Annotated in this window: 19 protein-coding genes; 8 read left to right on the top strand and 11 right to left on the bottom strand. The window is 69.5% G+C overall.

Annotated features, from left to right (window positions below):
- Positions 1-20: 20 nt before the first annotated feature.
- Complete coding sequence (locus AB0L91_RS28165) at positions 21-842, bottom strand: mycofactocin-coupled SDR family oxidoreductase (RefSeq protein WP_365015236.1); 822 nt, start codon at positions 840-842, stop codon at positions 21-23.
- Positions 843-1,029: 187 nt separating this feature from the next.
- Here AB0L91_RS28165 and AB0L91_RS28170 point away from each other — a divergent pair, with 187 nt between their 5' ends.
- From AB0L91_RS28170 to AB0L91_RS28180, 3 genes are all read left to right on the top strand, one after another.
- Positions 1,030-1,839, top strand: coding sequence for an NAD(P)-dependent oxidoreductase (locus tag AB0L91_RS28170; RefSeq protein WP_365015238.1), 810 nt, complete (start codon positions 1,030-1,032; stop codon positions 1,837-1,839).
- A gap of 25 nt (positions 1,840-1,864) precedes the next feature.
- A complete protein-coding gene (locus AB0L91_RS28175; RefSeq protein ID WP_365015240.1) occupies positions 1,865-3,403 on the top strand; it encodes a coniferyl aldehyde dehydrogenase in 1,539 nt (512 codons plus the stop codon).
- Between the two features lie 64 nt (positions 3,404-3,467).
- The gene (locus tag AB0L91_RS28180) at positions 3,468-5,141 is read left to right on the top strand and encodes an acyl-CoA synthetase (protein WP_365015242.1); all 1,674 of its coding nucleotides are present in this window, start codon (positions 3,468-3,470) and stop codon (positions 5,139-5,141) included.
- A gap of 54 nt (positions 5,142-5,195) precedes the next feature.
- On the opposite strand, the gene AB0L91_RS28185 is transcribed toward AB0L91_RS28180, so the two are convergent.
- The gene (locus tag AB0L91_RS28185; protein ID WP_365015244.1) at positions 5,196-6,377 is read right to left on the bottom strand and encodes an acyl-CoA dehydrogenase family protein; all 1,182 of its coding nucleotides are present in this window, start codon (positions 6,375-6,377) and stop codon (positions 5,196-5,198) included.
- Between the two features lie 105 nt (positions 6,378-6,482).
- Between AB0L91_RS28185 and AB0L91_RS28190 the strand changes: the two genes are divergently transcribed.
- Positions 6,483-6,992 (top strand): DoxX family protein, encoded by a 510-nt coding sequence (locus tag AB0L91_RS28190; RefSeq protein ID WP_365015245.1) that lies wholly within the window; start codon positions 6,483-6,485, stop codon positions 6,990-6,992.
- A 20-nt stretch (positions 6,993-7,012) separates the two neighbouring features.
- Here the strand turns inward: AB0L91_RS28190 and AB0L91_RS28195 are convergent, their stop codons facing one another.
- The 6 genes from AB0L91_RS28195 to AB0L91_RS28220 are packed head-to-tail and all read right to left on the bottom strand — an operon-like array spanning position 7,013 to position 12,828.
- Positions 7,013-7,807 carry an AAA family ATPase gene (locus AB0L91_RS28195; RefSeq protein ID WP_365015247.1) on the bottom strand — a complete coding sequence of 265 codons (795 nt, stop codon included), beginning with the start codon at positions 7,805-7,807 and terminating at the stop codon, positions 7,013-7,015.
- Entirely contained in the window at positions 7,804-9,327 is a 1,524-nt protein-coding gene (locus tag AB0L91_RS28200; protein ID WP_365015249.1) for a MorD protein, read from the bottom strand. The genes AB0L91_RS28195 and AB0L91_RS28200 overlap by 4 nt, the downstream gene beginning before the upstream one ends.
- Before the next feature lie 3 nt (positions 9,328-9,330).
- Positions 9,331-9,750, bottom strand: coding sequence for a PaaI family thioesterase (locus AB0L91_RS28205; RefSeq protein ID WP_365015251.1), 420 nt, complete (start codon positions 9,748-9,750; stop codon positions 9,331-9,333).
- Positions 9,751-9,758: 8 nt separating this feature from the next.
- A complete protein-coding gene (locus AB0L91_RS28210; RefSeq protein WP_365015254.1) occupies positions 9,759-11,231 on the bottom strand; it encodes an AMP-binding protein in 1,473 nt (490 codons plus the stop codon).
- Complete coding sequence (locus AB0L91_RS28215; RefSeq protein WP_365015256.1) at positions 11,231-12,034, bottom strand: enoyl-CoA hydratase/isomerase family protein; 804 nt, start codon at positions 12,032-12,034, stop codon at positions 11,231-11,233. The genes AB0L91_RS28210 and AB0L91_RS28215 overlap by 1 nt, the downstream gene beginning before the upstream one ends.
- Positions 12,025-12,828: an enoyl-CoA hydratase-related protein gene (locus AB0L91_RS28220; RefSeq protein ID WP_357347510.1), complete on the bottom strand. Its 804-nt coding sequence runs from the start codon at positions 12,826-12,828 to the stop codon at positions 12,025-12,027. Before AB0L91_RS28220 ends, AB0L91_RS28215 begins: the two co-directional genes overlap by 10 nt.
- Positions 12,829-12,939: 111 nt before the next feature.
- On the opposite strand from AB0L91_RS28220, the gene AB0L91_RS28225 reads away from it, so the two are divergent.
- Positions 12,940-13,632: a hypothetical protein gene (locus AB0L91_RS28225; protein WP_365015258.1), complete on the top strand. Its 693-nt coding sequence runs from the start codon at positions 12,940-12,942 to the stop codon at positions 13,630-13,632.
- A 43-nt stretch (positions 13,633-13,675) separates the two neighbouring features.
- Complete coding sequence (locus AB0L91_RS28230) at positions 13,676-14,575, top strand: enoyl-CoA hydratase/isomerase family protein (RefSeq protein WP_357347506.1); 900 nt, start codon at positions 13,676-13,678, stop codon at positions 14,573-14,575.
- 64 nt (positions 14,576-14,639) lie between these two features.
- Here AB0L91_RS28230 and AB0L91_RS28235 read toward each other — a convergent pair whose 3' ends face one another.
- From AB0L91_RS28235 to AB0L91_RS28245, 3 genes are all read right to left on the bottom strand, one after another.
- Complete coding sequence (locus tag AB0L91_RS28235) at positions 14,640-15,404, bottom strand: SDR family NAD(P)-dependent oxidoreductase (protein WP_365015261.1); 765 nt, start codon at positions 15,402-15,404, stop codon at positions 14,640-14,642.
- Between the two features lie 39 nt (positions 15,405-15,443).
- Complete coding sequence (locus AB0L91_RS28240; protein ID WP_365015263.1) at positions 15,444-16,652, bottom strand: cytochrome P450; 1,209 nt, start codon at positions 16,650-16,652, stop codon at positions 15,444-15,446.
- A 121-nt stretch (positions 16,653-16,773) separates the two neighbouring features.
- The gene (locus AB0L91_RS28245) at positions 16,774-17,559 is read right to left on the bottom strand and encodes an SDR family oxidoreductase (RefSeq protein ID WP_365015265.1); all 786 of its coding nucleotides are present in this window, start codon (positions 17,557-17,559) and stop codon (positions 16,774-16,776) included.
- A gap of 157 nt (positions 17,560-17,716) precedes the next feature.
- On the opposite strand from AB0L91_RS28245, the gene AB0L91_RS28250 reads away from it, so the two are divergent.
- On the top strand, positions 17,717-18,952 hold the full coding sequence (locus tag AB0L91_RS28250) for a cytochrome P450 (protein WP_365015266.1): 1,236 nt from the start codon (positions 17,717-17,719) through the stop codon (positions 18,950-18,952).
- Between the two features lie 73 nt (positions 18,953-19,025).
- Positions 19,026-20,522, top strand: a complete 1,497-nt coding sequence (locus AB0L91_RS28255; protein WP_365015268.1) for a carboxyl transferase domain-containing protein — start codon at positions 19,026-19,028, stop codon at positions 20,520-20,522.
- Positions 20,523-20,611: the final 89 nt, after the last annotated feature.

Consider the following 20,611-nt stretch of genomic DNA (forward strand, 5'->3'; position numbering starts at 1 on the left):
TGGCATGGATTCCTTCCGTGTCAGTATTGCGTGGAGCCGAGGTCGACCGCGATCTGCGCGGCGGTCACCGCCCGGGAATCGTCGGCGGCCAGCCAGCTCACCGCCGCGGCGATGTCCTCGGGCTGGGCGATCCACTCCGGCAGGAACGGCGTGGCCATCTGTGCCAGTTGCGGATTGGATTGCAGTGCCTGCCCGAGGGCGGCCACCATGTCGCCCCCGCCCATCGGGGTGGCGACCGCTCCGGGATGCAGGCTGTTGACCCGGATCCGGTGCTTGCCGAGCTCGGCGGCCAGTGCCCGCGCCATCCCGGTCACCGCGTGCTTGCTGGCGGTGTAGTGCACCATGAACGGCTGCATCTTCACCCCCGCCGCGGAACTGACCAGGATGATCGAGCCGCCACGACCGCCGTCCACGAGATGACCCGCGGTGGCGGCCACCGTGTTCCAGGTGCCGGTGACATTGATGTCGAGCACGTCGCGGAACGACGCGGGGGTGATCTCGTTCCAGACCTGGGGGATGCAGATGCCCGCGTTGGCCACGACGATGTCGAGGCGGCCGAACGCGGCCACGCCGGCGTCGGCGGCCGCGCGCAACCCATCCAGGTCGCGGGTGTCGACCCGGTGGGCGATGATCCGGCCCCCGGTCGCCTCGACCAGACGCACGGTCTCGTCCAGGTCGGCAGGCGTCGCGGAGTCGTAGGGGACGGCCGCGGGCAGCGGGCCCGCGAGATCGACCGCGATGATGTCGGAGCCCTCGGTGGCAAGCCGGATCGCGTGGGCTCGCCCCTGCCCACGTGCGGCGCCGGTGATGAAAGCGACTTTGTCGGTGTGTCGGCCGGTCACTGGCCCTCCCTCTAGTCGACCATATTGTAATAGCAACGGTATGGCTTTCATCCAGACTCTATTGTGGGGGTGTGCCGGGTGCAAGAAGTTGTTTACAGTTGGCAGTACTGGAGTAGCATCTGTACGCAGCGCGCCAGGTTCGCGCTGACGTCCGGTCGCGAGGATGCGGCCGATGAGGAGGCGCGAGATGTCGAAGGTTGTCGGGTTTGTCGGGGCGGGGCGCATGGGCGAACCGATGGTGGTCCGGCTGGTCGCCGCCGGATACCGGACCATCGTGTACGCCCGCCGCGACGACGTGCGCGAGCGGTTGCAGGCCGCGGGCGCGGAGGTCGTCGACTCGACGGCGACGATCGCCGAGCGCGCCGAGGTGATCATCACCTGCCTGTATTCCGACCCGCAGTTGATCGAGGTGCTCGGCGGTCCGTCCGGTCTGCTGGCGACGGCCCGGCCCGACGCGGTGGTGGTCTCGCACACCACCGGCGCGGTCTCGACGGTCAAGGCGCTCGCGGCCGAATACCCGGAGGGGCCGGCCCTGCTCGACGGCCCGGTGAGTGGTTCGTCCGAGGACATCGCCCACGGCAGGCTGACTGTGCTGCTCGGCGGTCCCGCCGAAGCCGCCGGGGCTGTCCGTCCGGTGCTGGAGGCCTATTCGAGCACGGTCATGACCACCGGCGTGCTCGGTAGCGCGCTGGGGGTGAAGCTGATCAACAACGCCCTCTTCGCCGCGAATGCCCAGCTGGTCGGGGTCGCCGCCGCGGTCGGCAGGCAGCTCGGCGTCGAGGAGAACCAGCTCCTCGACGCGCTGGCGGTGGCCAGTGGCAACAGCTTCGCGGCGGATTCGATCCGCAAGACCGGCGGTTTCGCCGAATTCGGGAAGCTGGCGGGCCCGTTCCTGCGCAAGGACGTCGCGGCGTGTGTGAGCGCCACCGCCGATCTCGGCGTCGACCTCGCCGGCCTGCGCACCGCGATCGCCGACGGCCCGTTCGACCTGATCTGACGCTGCACCGGAGAGGCACCCGCCCATGGAGATCACGACCACCAACACAGCAAGCGCCGGAGTCCACTCCGACCCGGCCGCGACGGACCCGGCGGAGCTACCGGCGATGCTGGCTCGCCAGCGCACGGCGTTCCTGCGAGAGGGCCAGCCGTCGGCCGCGGTGCGGCGCGACCGGATCGACCGGTTGCTGGCCATGGTCCTCGATCACATCGACGACTACGCCGAGGCGATGTCGCAGGACTTCGGTACCCGGTCGCGCACCGGCACCCTGTTCGCCGAAATCCTCGGCATGCTCGCCGCTTTCGAGCACACCCGCTCCCATGTCGCGCGGTGGATGCGCCCGGAGAAGCCGAATCCGTTCTCGCGTGGCTTCGGCATCCGCACCGAGATCCATCCCAGCCCGCTCGGCGTGGTCGGCATCGTCGGCCCGTGGAACTTCCCGTTGCAACTGGTGGTCGTTCCCGCCGCCTCGGCCTTCGCGGCGGGCAACCGGGTGATGATCAAGATGTCGGAGATCACCGCGCGCACCGCCGAACTCACCCGCGTGCTCGCCGCGCGATACTTCGATCCCGACGAACTCTCGATCGTCGTCGGCGGACCCGAGGTCGGCGCGGCGTTCACCGCGCTGCCCTTCGACCACCTGTTCTTCACCGGGTCGACCGGGGTGGGCCGGAAGGTGATGCGCGCCGCCGCCGAGAATCTCGTCCCGGTGACCCTGGAACTCGGCGGCAAGAATCCGGTCGTGATCGGCCCCGGCGCCGATCTGCGCCGTGCGGCGAACCGGATCGCCCGCGCGCGCATGGTCAACGGCGGACAGGTCTGTGTGTGCCCGGACTACGTCTTCGTGCCCGAGCGCGGCATGGCCCGCTTCGCCGAGGCACTGCGGTCCGAACTGCGGGGCATGTTCCCCACGATCGCCGACAACGACGACTACACCTCCTCGGTGGACGACGCGAACTACACCAGGATCGTCGAGCTGATCGCGGATGCCCGTTCCCGCGGCGCCCGGGTGGAATCGGTGGCGCCGGAAGGGGAATCGCTGCCCGATCCACACCGGCGCAAGATCGCGCCGACGCTGATCCACGAGGTCACCGCCGACATGCGTATCGCCACCGAGGAGGTCTTCGGTCCGGTGCTGCTGCTGCGGCCCTACACGACGCTCGGCGAGGTCAGCGACCACATCAACGCCCACCCGTCGCCGCTGGTGGCCTACTGGTACGGTCCCGACCGCGCCGACTTCCGCGCGTTCGTCGCCCGAACCCGCAGCGGCGGGGTGGCCCGCAACGAGTTCGCGATCCACATGTTCTCCGAGAACGCGCCGTTCGGCGGCGTCGGCCACAGCGGCATGGGCGCCTATCACGGCAAAACCGGCTTCGACACCTTCAGCCATCGGCGCACCGTCGCCGGCACCGATCTGCCCTTCCCGATCACCGGAATCGCCGCGCCACCCTTCGGGCAGTGGACGGTCCGGATCGTCGACCTTGCCCTGCGAGCCGCCCGGTGGCGCACCGCCCGCCGGGTCGCGGGGCGGCTGCCGGTGCGGACCTGCACCGCTGATGCCTGATCGCCGCACCCACTCACTTCCCCCATCCGACGCGCCGTCGCCGACGGCCGACTTTCGAGGAGTCATGTTGTCCGCTGCCACCGCCGGGCCAGGACCGGCACAGTTCACCCTGGTGGGAGCCGCCGACGCTGCCGCGGCCGCGCTGCCGGACCGGGAACTGGTCATCCAGGGCGAACGCCGCCGCACCTATGCCCAGACCGCCGAGCGCTCCATCCGCCTGGCCGCCTATCTGCATCAGCGTGGGCTCGGCTGTCACACCGAGCGTTCGGCGCTGCGCGGTCACGAGGTCGGGCAGGATCTGCTCGGCATCTATGCGCACAACGGCCACGAGTACATCGAGAGCCTGGTCGGGGCGTTCCGCGCCCGGGTCGCGCCGTTCAATGTCAACTATCGGTACGTCAAGAGCGAACTCGGCCATCTGCTTGCCGATGCCGGGGCCACGGCCTTGATCTACCACGCGGCCTTCGCGCCGCGGGTGGCCGAGATCCGCGCCGAACTGCCCCGATTGCGGGTGCTGATCCAGATCGCCGACGACTCGGGCAACGAATTGCTGGACGGCGCAGTCGATTACGAGACGGTTTTGGCCGAGACCGACCCGGTGCCGCCGCCGGTGACTCCCTCACCCGACGACCTCTACGTCCTCTACACGGGTGGCACCACCGGCATGCCCAAGGGCGTGCTGTGGCGCCAGCACGACATCTACATGGCCGCCTGCGGTGGCCGCGATGTCAACACCGGCGCCACCGTGGGCTCCTACGAGGAGATCGGTGCCAGGGCCGCGGCCAATCCCGGGGTGAAGCTGATGCTGCTGCCGCCGCTGATGCACGGCGCCGCCCAGTGGGCGGTGCTGACCGCGATGACCACCGGGCAGTCGGTCGTGTTCTCCCCGGTGGTGGACCGGATCGACGCGGACGAGACGCTGCGGGCGATCGAGCGGGAACGGGTGGCGATCGCCATCGTCGTCGGTGACGCCATGGCGCGGCCGCTGCTGGCCGCGGTGCGGTCCGGCGTCGCCGATGTGTCCTCGCTGGCCGCGATCGCCAACGGCGGCGCGGTGCTGAACCCCGTGCTCAAACAGGAGTGGATCGACGCGGTGCCGGGACTGGCCGTGCTCGACGGGGTCGGCTCGTCGGAGACCGGGACCCAGTTGCACCACGTCTCGGCCGCTGGTTTCGTCTCCACCGGTACCTTTTCGGCGGGCCTGGACACCCGTGTGGTCGCCGAGGATCTCGCCTCGGTGCTCGAACCCGGCCACGACGGCCTGGGCTGGCTGGCCAAGCGGCTGTTCACCCCGCTGGGCTACAAGGGCGACGAAGCCAAGACCGCGGCGACGTTCCCGGTGATCGACGGAGTCCGGTACGTGCTGCCCGGTGACCGGGCGCGGCACCGCGCCGACGGCACCGTCGAACTGCTCGGCCGCGACGCGGTGACGATCAACTCCGGTGGCGAGAAGATCTTCGCCGAGGAGGTCGAGATGGCCCTCGCGTCCCACCCCGGCGTAGCCGACGTCCTGGTCGTGGGACGGCCCAGCGAGCGCTGGGGACAGGAGGTCGTCGCGGTGGTGCAGCTCGCCGAGGGAGCCACGGTGAGCACCGCCGAACTGGTCGAGCACGCCGCGGGTTCACTGGCCCGGTACAAGCTGCCCAAAGCGGTCGTCTTCCGGCCGGCCATCAGCCGCAGCCCGGCGGGCAAGGCGGACTATCGCTGGGCGCGTGAACAGGTCGCCGGCGAGCAGTGAGCGCAGGACCCGGGTGGTGCGGATCGAGGTCGATCCGCACCACCCGGGTCGGTGTCACCGGCTGCTGGGTTCGGCCGCGCGCACCAGCGCACCGCCGATGATGAGCCGCTGGATCTCACTGGTGCCCTCGTAGAGCCGCAGCAGGCGCACGTCCCGGTAGATCCGCTCCACCGCCACACCCCGCATGTACCCGGTGCCACCGTGCACCTGCACCGCGGAATCGGCTACGCGCCCGGCCATTTCGGTGCAGTAGAGCTTGGCCACCGATGGCGCGAGGCGGCGGTCTTCGCCGGTGACCCAGGACTGCGCGGCCGCGCGCACGAGGGCGCGCCCGGCCATGACGCCGGTCTGCATGTCGGCCAGGTGCGCCTGCACCAGCTGGAAGCGCCCGATCGGGGTGCCGCCCTGGGTGGCCGTGGCGGCGTAGGCGACCGATTCGTCGAGCGCGCGCTGCGCGGTCCCGACGGCCAGGGCCGCGATGTGGACGCGCCCGCGTGCCAGGGAACTCATGGCGGCCCGATAGCCGACATCCTCCCGGCCGCCGACGAGGGCGTCCGCGCCGACCCGCACGTCCCGGAAACTCACCTCGGCGGTCCACGCCCCCTCCTGGCCCATCTTGCGATCCTTGGGCCCGACCGTGACGCCCGGCGTGCTCGCCGGCACCAGGAACACCGAGATCCCGGGCCCCGAACTGTCGGCCTGCCGGGTGCGGGCGAAGACGACGAACAGATCGGCCACCGGCGCGTTGGTGATGAATCGCTTCTCGCCGTTGATGATCCAGTCCGCGCCGGCGGCGGCCGCGGTGGTGCGCAGCGACGCGGGATCGGATCCGGCGCCGGATTCGGTCAGCGCGAACGAAGCGACCACGGCGCCGGTGGCGATGGGCTCGAGCCAGCGGGCCTTCTGCTCCTCGGTGCCGAACCCCACCAGGACCTGTCCGGCGATGCCGTTGTTGGTGCCGAACAGCGACCGCAGGGCCAGGGTGGTGTAGCCGAGTTCCATGGCCAGCTCGACGTCCTGGGCCAGATGCAGGCCGAGCCCGCCCCACTGCTGCGGGATGGCGTATCCGTAGAGGCCCATCGCCTTGGCCTGCGCCACGATCTCGTCCGGGATCCGGTCCTGCGCGGCGATCTCGGACTCTCGCGGGACCACGACGGTGCGGACGAAATCTTTTGTCTGGGCGAGGATCTGGTGGAAATCCTCGTCGGTGACCTGGTCGGTGGTCGTGCTGGTCATGGCGAAGCCTTCCTCGGGCACGGCAGTCGCCGTGGCTGGTCGATGCGTTGTGTTCGCATTTACTGTAATACTATCGGTAACCGGAATCGAGAAGAGGGAACGACGATGACTGCGATCGACGCGGGGGTGCTCGTCCTGCGGGTGTGCCTCGGGCTGACGATGGCCGCGCACGGCTACGGCAAGATCTTCACGGGCGGGCGGATCCCGGGCACGGCCCGCTGGTTCGAGAGCATCGGGATGCGCCCCGGCGCGGTACACGCGCGCCTGGCCGCGGGTGCCGAGGTCGGAGCGGGTCTCGCGCTGGCACTGGGCATCGCGACGCCGTTCGCGGCAGCCGGGTTCGTCGCCCTGATGCTGGTGGCCGCGTGGACGGTGCATCGCGCGCACGGCTTCTTCATCGTCGGCAACGGCTGGGAGTACAACCTGGTGCTCGCCGTGGCCGCGATCGGCGTAGCGACGATCGGCCCGGGCCGGTTGAGCGTCGACGGTCTGCTGGTCGGCAGCGAAAACGTCGACGGCTGGGTGGGTTTCGGCACCGCCGCCGGGCTGGGCCTGGCGGCGGGCGCAGGCCAGCTCGCGCTGTTCTACCGGCCGCCCGCGCCCACACCGTCCTGACCCGCCGGATGTCGGCGTGCTCAGGTGGCCACGCGCACCTCCGCCAAGGTCGCCGCCGCGATCTCGCGCAGGCCGTCGTGGATCGCGCCGTCACTGCTCAGCGGCGCCAGCACACAGGCGTGCACGGCATCGAGCTCGCCGACCCCGGCCGCGACGAGCCGCGCCGCCGCCACGAGCACCCGGGTCGATGGCGGTTCGAAATGGAAGGCGCCGTCGGCCTTGCGGATGGCGACCGCGCAGCCGACGAGTCGCCGGGCCACCGCCGGATCCACCGCGGTCTCGGCCACCAGCAGCTCGGCCTCGCGCTCCGGTGGCAGGTAGTCCATGGCGACGGTGACGAACCGTTGCCGGAACGAGGGTTTGAGTTCCTTGAGCGAACTGCGGTAGGCGGGGTTGTAGGAGCAGACGAGCATGAACGGATCGGGCGCCGCCACGACCTCGCCGGCACGATCCAGGAACAGCGTGCGGCGGTGGTCGGTGAGCGCGTGCAGGACCGCGAGGGAATCGTGCCGGGCCTCGACCACCTCGTCCAGATAGCAGATCGCCCCGGACTTCACGGCCCGGGTGAGCGGACCGTCGGTCCAGCGGACGTCGCCGCCGGTGACCATGAACCGGCCGACCAGATCCGAACTGGTCAGGTCGTCGTGGCAGCTGATCGTCACGACCGGCCGGTCCAGCAGCCTGCCCATGTGTTCGACGAAACGGGTCTTGCCGCACCCGGTGGGCCCGGTGAGCATCACCGGCAGTCGCTGGCGATGCGCACCCTCGAACAGGGGCACCTCGATACCGGCGGCGAAGTACGGATCTGTGTTCATTCGGCTACCAACTCTCGATGGATCTGGGCGAGCGCTCTGGGCAATTCGTCGACCCGCCCGATGCGGCGGGATCGCCGCGGCCCGAAGACCTCCGGCAGCGGGTCGACCCGGGTCGGGCCGACCCCGAGGTAGAAGACCCGGACCCCGGCGTCCTCGGCTTCCGTCACGGCATGGGCGACATCGGCCCAGGCGTAGCGGCCTTCGTAGCCCTCGTCCGACATCAGTCCGTCGCCGATGACGATCAGCAGTTTGCGCTGGGACGGCTGATCGACCAGCCGGGCGGTCAGGTGGCGCAGGGGAGCGCCGAGCCGGGTGTAGCCGCCGGTGACCAACCCGAGGCTGCCCGGGTCGACGAAATGCGGGTCCTGGAAATCCTTGAGACAGTCCACCTGCACCCGGTGCCGGGTGTTGCCGGTGAACACGAAGATGCCGTGCCGTTCCCCGGCCATGGTCATCGCCCGCGACAGGGCGTCCGCGCAGTCGAGTTCGAGCCGGAAGACCTGCCCGCCGTGCACGCCGAGCGAGGAGCTGCCGTCGAGCAGCAGCGCGGTGCTGACATCGCGGGACATGGGCGCCAGCTCCCGGAACACTCGCGGCTGCGGTGCCCGGCCGGTGCCCGCGTCGACGACATAGGCGACGTAGCGGTCGATGTCGATATCGGATCCGTCCTCGAGCCCGGAACGCATCGCGCGGTGGGTGTGGTGTTCGAACCAGCGCCGCACTTCGCCGGAGACGGCGGTGATCGGGGTGTTGCGAGTGGGCAGCTTGCGTTCCAGCACGGCGACATGGTCGGGCAGGAAGGTACCGGTCCAGCGGTTCCACTCCGGGTAGGGGATACCGGCACGCTGGTCGGCCCTGATCTCGACGTCGTCGTCCTCCGGTCGGCTCGGCGGCGGCAGGTTCGCGTTGCGCGCACCGCCGTCCCCGCCGACCGGGACGGTCAGCGGACGGTAGGAGTCGCTGCGCGCCGACGTCCACGGCATCCGGGCGTACACCCGGCGCACGGCCGAGGCCAGGGCGCCGCGTCCGGCCGCACCCGACGGCAGCGCGCCGAGCAACGGGTACGTCGCGAGGACCTGCCTGGTCCTGGCCAGTGCGAGCGCCCGATCGAGCATCCGGCCACCGTCGAGATCGTCCTCGTGGAGCTCGAGATCGGCCAGCGCCCTGCGCAATTCGGGGAGCAGGCCCGGCAGGCGGGCACTGACCCAGGCGGCGGCGACACCGCCTTCGACCAAGGACAGCGCCGCCCGTTGCCGCGGCGACAGCTCGTGCAGCGCGTACTCGGCGATGCGGTCCTTGGACGGCGCGCACTGCAGTGCGACACCACAGGTCAGGGTCGTGCGAGTCCAGTCGGGATCGATCGGCGGGTACGGGACGTGCACGATACGACGTCCCGTGCTCAGACCGAATCCCCGGTGGTCGCCGGTCATCAGACGCGCGTCGGTGCGCCGGCGTTCGGAGAAGGCCACCGCGGTCACCGCGCAGCTGCGTTCGATCGCGGATGCCCGTGCGGTATCCATCGGTCAGTCGCTCGCGACGGCGGTGCGGTTGGTGGCGAATTCGACGGTCGCGAAGTTGACGGTGGCCAATGCCGCGAGGCTGTCGTCGGGCCCGCCGTATACCTCGACCTGCACGACGATCGAGCGCTTACCCGCGTGCACGACCGTGCACCGCGTGCGTGCCGCGCCGTCGGTGACCGGACGGAAGTAGCGCACGTTCAGGTCCGAGGTGACCACGCCGGCGTTCGGTGGCCGGTGCTCGAGCGCGACTGTGCCGGCGGCGATGTCGACCAGGGTGGCGATCAGGCCGCCCTGCAGACCCCCGGAGGTGTTGACCACATGGGGCGCGACGGGCAGTTCCCAGTTCGGTGTGCCCTGGCTGTCGGTGCTCTTGCGGAAGCCGATGTGGTCGAGCAGCCCGCTGATGTGTCGAAGGGTTGTCATCATGGCATTCACTCCTGGCCGGTGCCGGTACCGGCGAAATGCGCGCGGACCGCGGACAGATCCGGCTTGCCCGACGGGGTACGGGGGATGGCGTCGACCAGCGCGATATCGGTCGGAATCTCGTAGCGGGCCAACCGGGTTCGCAGATGGTCGAGCAGGTCGGTGATCTCGGTCCGGCGATCGGGGCGCAATTCGACCATCGCGACCGGGGTCTCGCCGAGGCGATGATCGGGCCGGGCGACGACGGCCGCGCCGCGCACCGCCGGATGCGCCTCGATGGCCGCGCGCACCTCGTCGGGCATGATCTTGAATCCGCCGCGGATGATGGCCTGATCGGCACGTCCCAGGATCCACAGGAAGCCGTCGGCGTCGATGCGGGCGAGGTCGGTGGTGCGGATCCAGTCCGTCCCGGGCCCCAGCTGACCGGGTATCACCTCGAGCAGCCCTTGGCGGTCGGTGCCGAGTTCGGTGCCGTCGTCGGCGACCACCCGCAGCAGGGCGCCACCGCTGGCCCGTCCGACGCTGCCGCGTTTGGCCTGCCAGAACTGCCGATGGTCGGCCAGTGTCCAGCCCGCGACCCCGCCGCCGAATTCGGTGGCGGCATACGAGGTCAGGACCGGGATGCCGAACTTCTCCTGGAAGGCGTCGGCGTCGGCGGCCGACAGGGGAGCGGTGCCGGAGGTGACCGCCCGGACACCGGCGAGATCATCGGCGGTGAGATCGGAGTGCAGCACCATCCGCAACGCGGCGGGCACCAGCGAGACCGCGCCGGGCCGGTGTTCGCGCACGACCGCGGCCCAGCGGTCCAGCTCGAAACGGGGCAGGAAGACGAACGGCCGTGCGGTGAGCACGCATTGCAGGATCCGGAACACGCCGCCGATGTGCACCAGCGGGGCATTGACGATCGCGACACCGGTGCGTGGCGCGGTGGGTACCGGATGGCGATCGGGGTCGGTCCCAAGCACACTGCGCCACAACATGTCGTAGGTCAGGTCGACGCGCTTGGGTGGGCCGGTCGTGCCGCTGGTCAGCATGCGGACCGCGGTCACCGGGTTCGTCACCGACGCAACGGGTTTCGCCTGAACTCGCCCCGGCTGCCCGTCCAAGCCGTCCACGGCCAGCGTCGTGGCGCCGGGATCGACCAGGGCGGTGAGATCGTCGGCGTTGCCGATCACCAGCGGCAGGTCCAAGGCGATGATGTCGTCGCGGATGCGGTCGTCACCACGGGCGGGGTTGATCACGACCACCGTGCCTCCCGCGAGCAGGACACCGAGGAACGCGGCGACGTGTTCGGGGCGGTTGCGCAGCAGGATGCCGACCGACTGCGCGCGCGGTACGTGGCCCGCGGTGCGGTGTGCCGCGGCGGCGAGCATGCCCCAGGTGAACCAGGTTCCGTCGAACTCGATCGCCCTGGCGTCGGGTGCGAGGTCGAGGATCTGCCCGATCCGGGTGCTCAGCGGGTGGTCGGGCGGCTGGGTCATCAGCGGATCCTCGGTTCGATCGGGGCGGCGGGCCCGCGCTCGCGGGCGGCCGCCAGTTCCGCCTTGGCGATCGGATTGCCGAGGCGGGTGTAGACGAGTCCGTGCTCCATCGCGGCCCGGTACGGCTTGTCCAGGGATTCCCAGATCGCGCGCACCGTGCCCTGGGTGGCGGTCGGCGGTTTGGCCGCGATGCCTGCGGCGATCGCATGCGCTCGGTCCCAGAGCTGTTCGCGGGCAACGATTTCCGACACCAGACCGATCCGCAGCGCGGTGTCGGCGCAGATCCGCTCGTCATTGCCCATCAGGGCGATGCGCAGCGTCTCGCCGAGGCCGACGCGGCGCATGAGCCCGATCGGCTCCAGCGCGCACACCAGGCCCGCCGAGACGTGGGAGTCGAAGAAGGTGGCGTCCTCGGAGCAGATCACCACATCGGATTCGTTGACGAAGTAGAACGCGCCCGCGGTGCACATCCCCTGCACGGCGCACACCACCGGCTTCCACATCTTCTGCCATTTCGGGCTCAGCGCCTCGCCGGGGTCCTCGTGGTGCCAGATCCCGTTCGGCTGGCCGTAGGGCACCTTGATGTCGAGGCCGGCGGAAAAGGCGCGCGTGCCTGCCGCACGCAGGACGACGGCGTTCACCGAGTCGTCCAGGCGAATCCGCCGCCAGACCTCGCGCATCTCCTCGCACATGGCGCGGTCGAAGGCGTTGAGCCGGTCCGGGCGGTTGAGGGTTACCGTCGCGACCCGGTCGCGCTCGTCGACCTCGAACAGCACGGTGGAATAGGGGGTGCTCATCGGCACTGCCAGATCGGGTCGCGCTTCTCGACGAAGGCCTGCGGACCCTCGAGGGCGTCCTCGGTGCGGGTGACCCGCTCCCGGAAGGATTCCGCGAGCATCTCGGCCTCGTGCAGCGGCACGTCCAGGCCCTTGAGGATGGCCAGTCGCGTGCCGCGAACAGCGAGGGGCGCATTGGAATTGACGATCTCGGCGATCTCGCGCGCGCGTTCGAGCAGACGGTCGTGCTCGACCACCTCGGTGATCATGCCGAGTTCGTAGGCCCGCTGGGCGCTCATCCGCTCGTGTTTGCCCATCAGCGCCATCCGCAGCGCGACCGTCCGGGGCAGCACCCTGGCCAGACGGACCACCTCGCGCCCGGCGACCAGCCCGATGCTGACGTGCGGATCGAAGAAGGTCGCCCGATCCGAGGCGATGACGATGTCGCCGGTGGTCACCCAGTCCAGCCCCGCCCCGCAGCACAATCCGTTGACCGCCACGATGATCGGCTTGGTCATGGTGCGAAACGGCGGCGTGCCCTCCTGGGGCGCCTCCCACTGCTCGTAGGTCGACAGGTAGGGCCGCTCGCTGACCACCTTGCCGTCGCCCGGGATCTCGGTGACATCGGCGCCCGTGCAGAACGCGCGGCCGGTCCCGGTGACGATCAGCAGCCACACCTTGTCGTCGTGCTCGGCCTCGTCGTAGGCGTCCCGCAGCTCGGTGATCATGTGCGGGCTCAGCGCGTTGAGGGCGTGCGGGCGGTCGAGCGTGATGGTGGCCGTGTGCCCGTCGACCTCGTAGCCGATGGTGTCGAACGGCATGCTTGCCTCCTGGAGACGGGGGTAGTGAAACATACTGTTGCATGTACAGTAGACAATACCGTCGGCCCTCCGCCAGAGTGGCCGCGATGCCCCGAGAAGAAAAGAGCTGCGATGGCCGAGCCCGCCACCGTGCCACCGGACACGGCGCGCACCGACAGTGCGCCGACGGGCCGCTTCGGTGCCGAACCCCTGGCCCAGACCGTCGCCGCCGCGGCGGCCGTGCGCCGCGTCGTCGGCCTGCTGCTCGCGCTCGAGCACCCGCACCCGGCCGTCGACGCTATGCTGTCCGAGTTGTCGGGCTGGGAACGCGAACTCGCCGCCGCGGTGCCGCCCGATCCGGCGCCGCGATTCGCCGGCGACTCCACGGACCGCCGGGTGTACCTGAACCACGCCTTCGACATCGGCGCGTTCAATCCCTGCTTCCCCGAGTACGTCTTCGACCACCTCGACACCGCGACAGCGCGGGGCCGCATCACCTTTCCCCTCGTGCACGAGGGGCCGCCCGGTCTCGTGCACGGCGGCTTCCTCGGTGTCTTCTTCGACGCCGTGGTCCAGCATCACAGCTGTGCGTCCGGGGTGGCGGGCAAGACCCGATCGATGGAGGTCACCTATCGCAGGCCGACCCCGATCCACACCGAACTCGACTTCGACATCGCGCGCGTGCTGAGCGACCGCGAGATCGAATCGACCGCCCGCATCCTGCGCGACGGGCAGCTGCTGTGCTCGGCGGTCGTGCGCACCGTCGCCGTGCCCGTCGACGGCTTGCCCACGGCGCGATTCGGGCCCCGAACCAGCCGTCCCTGACGGCCGTTGCCGACTACCCCATGAACCCAGGAAGAGATAGCCGATGACCGTGTCCCCTGCCACCGACGGCCGTGTGCTCTACGAGCTCGATCCGGACCGCCGGATCGCCACCATCACCCTGAACAACCCGGCCCAGCGCAACTCCTACGACGCCGCGATGCGTGACGACATCGCCCGCTGTCTGGACCGGGTGGCCGACGACGACGACATCACCGTGGTGCTGCTGCGCGGCGCGGAGCAGGTGTTCAGCACCGGCGCGGATATGAACAACGCCTACGGCTGGTACGGCGAGCGCGCCGCCACGAACGGTGCGCGCACGGCACCGCGCAGGCCCAGTCAGCGCAGGCGGCTGACCGTGGACCGCAAGTCCTTCGGCTTCTACCACGAGTTCATGGGCTTTCCGAAGGTCACCGTCGGCGAGATCAGCGGGTACGCGCTCGGCGGCGGGTTCGAGATGGCCCTGATGACCGACATCTCGGTGATCGCCCGCGACACCCGGATCGGCATGCCCGCGGCCCGGTTCCTCGGCCCGGCGCTGGGCAGCCTGCACATGTTCTTCCATCGGCTGGGCCCGGTGCTGGCCCGCCGTCTGCTGTTGACCGGGGACATCGTCGAGGCGGCGAGTGTGGAGCATCTCGGGGTGTTCACCGAGACCTGTGATCCCGCCGCGGTGACCGCGCGGGCTCGCTACTGGGCGGAGAAGGCGGCGAAGATGCCCGCCGACGGCGTCGTCATCGCCAAGGAAGCGTTCCGGATGGTCGAGCAGAGCCAGGCGTATCAGGGGGAGGAGGTCGCCAGTTACTTCTTCCACGCCTTCGGTACCAACCTGCAGTTCGCCCCTGGCGAGTTCAACTTCGTCAAGACCCGCGCCGAGCACGGCACGAAGGAAGCATTCCGTCTGCGCGACGCGCACTTCCACGTCCCCGAACCCGATCTCGGCTAGTCGAGGTACCACGACGAGGCCGGTGCCGGAACTCCGTTGGCACCGGCCTCTGTCGGTTTCGAGGTCACATGACCAAGCCGCCGTCGACCGCCAGGATCTGGCCGGTGACGAACGAGGCGGCGTCGGAGGCCAGGAAGACGAAAGCGCCCGCCACCTCCTGTGGTTCGGCCCAGCGCCGCATCGGAATGCGGCTGAGCATCTGCTCGGCGAACCGGGGATCGGTGCGAATCGTCTCGGTCATCGGCGTCGCCGCGGCCGGGGCCAGCGCGTTGACGGTGATCTGCTTGCGCGCGAGCTCTTTCGCCAGCGACTTGGTCATGCCGACGATGCCGGATTTGGCGGCCGAGTAGTTCACCTGCCCGAGTGTGCCGACCAGGCCCGCCGACGACGTCACGTTGATGATGCGCCCCGTCCCGTCGGCCGGGAGATACGGCAGCGCCGCCTGGGTGCAGCGGAACGCGCCGAGCAGATGGATGTCGAGCATCCGCAGCACCGACTCCTCGGTGGTGGCACCGAACATCGCGGGCTCGGTGATCCCGGCGTTGTTCACCACGATGTTGAGCGTGCCGCCACCGGCCCGTGCCGCGAGTGCGGCCGCGGCGTCGGCGGCGGCCCGGTCCCGGACATCCAGCGCCGTCGCGGTGGCCCGGCCGCCGTCGGCGACGATCTTGTCCGCCGTGGCTTCGGCGGCGTCACCGTCGATATCGGTGACCACGACGGTCGCGCCCTGCGCGGCCAGCGCGCCGGCGACGGCGGCGCCGATCCCGCCACCCGCTCCGGTGACGAGTGCCGCACGGCCGGTCAGGTCGAACAGGGTGCTGGTGTTCACAGGGCTCCTCGAACTCGGAAACGGTGGTGGAGTCGCGGATCAGACGACATCGAAGCGCACCGGAAGTGCGGTCGGCGAGCGGAAGGGCTGGCCGAAGATGTGCGGATCACCGTCGGGTAGCAGGGTGATCCCGGTCAGCCTGCGCAGCAGCGCCTCCATCGCGACCCGGGTTTCCATGCGCGCCAGGTGCAGTCCGAGACAGGTGTGGGCGCCGGCGGTGAAGCTGATGTGCGGCAGGCGGGGCCGGAAGATGTCGAACTCCTCCGACCGCTCCCAGCGGGATTCGTCGCGGTTGGCCGATCCGAGGCACAGGTCCAGCACCGCGCCCGCCGGGATGGCGACACCGTCGAGTTCGGTGTCCTCGGTGACATAGCGCTGTACCAGCGTCAGCGGTGTCTCGAACCGCAGTCCCTCCTCGATCGCCTGCGGTAGCAGACCGTGGTTGTGCTGGATCGCCGCGAACTGGTCGGGATGGGTCAGCAGCTGGAAGAGCAGATTGCCCGAGGACCGGTAGGTGGTCTCCAGCCCGGCGGGCAGCAGCAGCCGCAGGAAGGAGTAGATCGCGCGATCGGACAGCTTCTCACCGTCGATCTCCGCGGTGACCAGATTGCTGATGATGTCGTCGGCGGGCGCGGACCGCCGGAGCTCGATGTGTTCGAGAAAATACTCCTTCAGGTCCTTGGAGGCCTGCAATGCGCGGGGCACGTTGCCCGCGTAGCTGATGATCGCCACCGCGGCTTCCCGGAAGAACGGCAGGTCTTCCTCCGGCAGGCCGAGCAGCCGGGCGATCACGCGGGTGGGGAACTCGAAGGTGAAGTCGCGCACCAGGTCCGCGCGGCCCTCCGCGATGAACTCGTCGATCAGCTTGTCGCAGATCGGGCGCACGATCTCGGGCTCCCACGTCACCAGCGACTGCGGTTTGAACGCGGCCGAGACCAGGTTGCGGTGCGCCTTGTGGGTCAGGCCGTTCATCGCCAGGATCGTCGGCCCCATGAACACCCCGATGGTGGCGTCGTAGAGCTGGGTGCTGAACACCGATCCGTTGCGCAGCGCCTGGTTCACCGCGGACCAGGACACGGCGGCGAAGGTGTTGGTGGGGCGCAGTTCCGCGGGGGTTCGGGAGTAGTCCATCACCGTCCCGTGGAACACACCGCCCGCGCGCCTGCGTGCCGCGAAGAACGGGTAGGGGTCGTGGGGATCGGGCACCTCTGCGACCGTCGCTGCTGGGTCCTCGACGGGACTGTTCACGGATCACCTCTGACTTCGTCACGCCGAACGGCGGAGTGGACGTATTTACTGTAAGGCATACAGTATATGAGTCGGCACTGGTCCGGGCAATGTGACCGGGACCGGTGCCTGCGTCCTGGGATCAGAGCTGGACGGCTGGTCCGACCGTCATCGGCGCGACGAAACCGCCGTCGACGTGCACGTCCTGACCGTTGATCCACCGCGAGCCGGGGCCGGTGAGGAAGTCGATCACCGGCACGATGTCGGCGACCGTGGCGTGCCGCCCGATCGTGGCCTTCACGGCGTCGAGGACTTCCTTGCCCATCGACGCCTCGAAGTCGGTCAGGATCGGGGTATCGGTCGGGCCGGGGCTGACGGTGTTGACCCGCACGCCGTACTTCTGCCACGCCGACGGTGCCAGGCGCTTGGCGAAGATGATCGCGGCCTGCTTGGACGTGCTGTAGACAGGGTAGGCCGGGTCCTGGGTCCCCTGCCAATCCCGCACGGCCGCGATGTCGGTGGCGGCGAGGAGCCCGGCGAGGTCGTCGATGCGCTGCTGCCAGCCGAGCGCCGCCACCGAGGCGACGGTGGCGATCGCGCCGCCCTGGCGCAGCAGCGGCAGCATGCCGGTGGTGAACAGCCGCATGCCGAGATAGTTCACGGCGAGGACGTCGTCGGCGGGTGCGGTGCCGGGGACGCCTGCGACGAAAGCCAGGGCGTCCCAGCCGTCGCCGATCCGGCCGAGCAGGTCGGTGATGGCCGCCGCGTCGCGCAGATCGCAGATCTCCTGTCGGGCCGCCGGGGTGTCGCCGGGGCGCAGATCGACCGCGAGGACATGGTCGCCACGGTCGTGGAAGTGGGTCGCGGCGGCGGCCCCGATGCCCGATCCGGCACCGACCACGACGATCCTGCGCTGCTGGGAACTCATCAACTCTACCCCTTCGTAGATGCGACGGAAGTATTTACCGAATGCTTGACAGTAAGCCCAACTATAAATCACTGTTGTGTCCTGGACAACGCGCTCACCGGCGCCGGGCGACGCCACCCGGACCGGGCGGGCGCGCCGAGAATCCGAAAGGGTGCTGATGAGCATGCCGGTCGTCGACGAAGCCGCGAACGTCCTCGCGGATCCCACGGTCTACACCGATGAGAAGAGGCTGCACGCCGCGCTGTCGGCGCTGCGGGCCGGAAATCCGGTGGCGCGCGTGGAGGTGCCCGGCTACAAGCCGTTCTGGGCACTCACCAAGCACGCCGACATCATGGCGGTCGAACGTGCCGACAAGCGGTTCACGAACTGGCCGCGCCCCGTGCTGATGACCGCGCAGTCGGACGAGATGCAGGCCGCGGTCGGCATCAAGACCCTGATCCACATGGACGACCCACAGCACCGGGTCGTGCGCGCGATCGCCGCGGACTGGTTCGCGCCCAAGGCGATGCGCGCGATGAAGCTGCGGATCGAGGAACTCGCGGTGCGCTACGTCGACCGGATGCGCGACACCGGCGGCGAGTGCGATTTCGTCGGCGAGGTCGCGGTGAACTTCCCGCTGTATGTGATCATGTCGCTGCTCGGGGTACCCGAATCGGATTTCCCCCTCATGCTGAAGCTGACCCAGGAGCTCATGGGCAACGACGACGCCGAGCTGACGCGGTCGACCCCGGCGGACGAGACCATGAACGCGCTCATCGAGATGTTCGCCTACTTCCAGAAACTCACCGAATCGCGCCGCGCGCACCCGACCGACGACCTGGCCTCCACCATCGCGAACGCGACGATCGACGGCGAGCCGCTCTCGGACGTGGACATCGTGTCGTACTACGCGATCATCGCGACCGCGGGACACGACACCACCAGCAGCAGCATCTCCGGCGGCCTGCGCGCGCTCATCGAGAACCCCGATCAGCTCGACCGCCTCCGCGGTGACCTCGGGCTCATGCCCAAGGCCACCGAGGAGATCATCCGCTGGGTGACCCCGGTCAAGGCCTTCATGCGCACCGCGGCCGAGGATTCGGTGATCAACGGGGTCACGATTCCGGCGGGTGATTCGCTGCTGCTGTCGTATGTGTCGGCCAACCGGGACGAGGACGTGTTCGACGACCCGTTCCGGTTCGATGTCGGCCGCGAACCCAACAAGCACGTCGCCTTCGGGTACGGGGTGCACTTCTGTCTGGGTGCGGCGCTCGCGCGGATGGAGATCAGCAGCTTCTTCAACGAATTGCTGCCGAGACTGACATCGGTGGAGCTCGCGGGTGAACCCGAGCTCACCGCGACGACATTCGTCGGCGGCCTCAAACGCCTGCCGATCCGTTTCACCCTGGATTGACCAGGCCCCGGCCGATCCGTTCCCTGCCCCGCGTGCCGGCTGCGGCACGCTCAACACAGAAGACAGGCCCGAAATGAACCATGCCGATACCTGGGACGAGACCCTCGACGATCTCGAGCGGCGGCGCACCCGTGTGCTCGAGATGGGTGGCCCCGAGCGTGTCGCCAAACATCGCGGCAAGGGCAAACTCGACGCGCGGGCCCGGATCGAGCACCTGCTCGACCCGGGCACCTTCCAGGAATTCGGCACCCTGGTCGGCGGTGCGGTCGCCGCCGACGCGATCGTGGCGGGCTCGGGGCTGATCAACGGCATCCCGGTCATGGTCGGCGCCGAGGACTTCACCACCCTCGCGGGCACCATCGCCCCCGGCAGCAATGCCAAGCGCTACCGGCTGGCCGAACTGGCGGTGCGCGACCGGGTGCCGCTGGTGATGTTGCTCGAAGGCGCCGGTTTCCGTCCCACCGGCGACCACTACGGCCGCACGCCGACCGATCTGCTGGCCCAGGCCCAGTGTTCGGGCAAGGTGCCGGTGGTCACGGCGGTACTCGGTCCCTCGGCGGGCCACGGCGCGCTCATCGCACCCGTCGCCGACTTCGCGATCATGAGCAGGCAGGGCGCGATCTTCACCGCGGGACCGCCGGTGGTGAAGATGTCGACCGGCGAGGATGTCTCGAAGGAGGATCTGGGTGGCCCGGAGGTGGCGATTCCCAGCGGAGTCGTGCACAACGTCTGCGAGACCGACGAGGAGGTCCTCGAGGAGATCCGCCGCTATCTGTCGTACTTCCCGCCGAGCGCGTGGTCCTACCCGCCGGTCTACCTGGCCGACGCGTCGACCGAACCCAGGGCGACACCGGAACTGCTGCGCATCGTCTCCCGGGACAACCGCAACTCCTACGACATGCGGGCCGTGCTCGACGTGGTCTTCGACGACACCGACTGGTTCGAGGTCCAGCCCGGTCACGGCACCGCCGTCATCTGTGCGCTGGCGCATCTGGGCGGTCACCCGGTCGCCGTCGTCGCCAATCAGCCGCAGGTGCTGGCCGGGTCGATCGATGCCGACGCCGCGGACAAGGCGGCGCACTTCATCATGGTCGCCGACTCCTTCCATCTGCCGATCATCTTCCTCGCCGACAACCCGGGCATGCTGCCGGGCAGCGAGTCCGAACGGGAAGGCGTGTTGCGCAGCGGCGCACGGATGTTCGTCGCGCAGACCGCCGCGACCACGTTGAAACTGCACGTGACGTTGCGCAAGGCCTACGGATTCGGCTCGATGGTGATGTCGCTGATCGGATTCGACGGCCAGGCGGGCACCTTCGCCTACCCCGGAGCGACGATGGGAGCGATGAGCGCGGCCGCGCTGAGCAACGCCTCGCACGCGGAGGAGGAGCTCGCCGCCGAACTGCGTGAGATGGAGCTGACGGCGTCGTATCACTCGGCCGAGCACATGGGCTTCGACGAGCTCATCCGGCCGGAGGAGACGCGCAACACCTTGCTGCGGTCGCTGCAACGTGGCATCTATGCCCGGCAGGCGGCGGCGCAGCCGGTCGGGCGCACGGTCATCCTGCCCTGACCGGGTGACGACGAAGGGGGTCGGGGGTCAGGTCGGGCCCCCTCGTCGATAGCTCAGTTATCGCAGACGGAGTAAACGATGGTTACGAG

Origin of the sequence: Nocardia sp. NPDC051833 (assembly GCF_040681225.1) — a bacterium.
Classification (GTDB): Bacteria; Actinomycetota; Actinomycetes; order Mycobacteriales; family Mycobacteriaceae; genus Nocardia.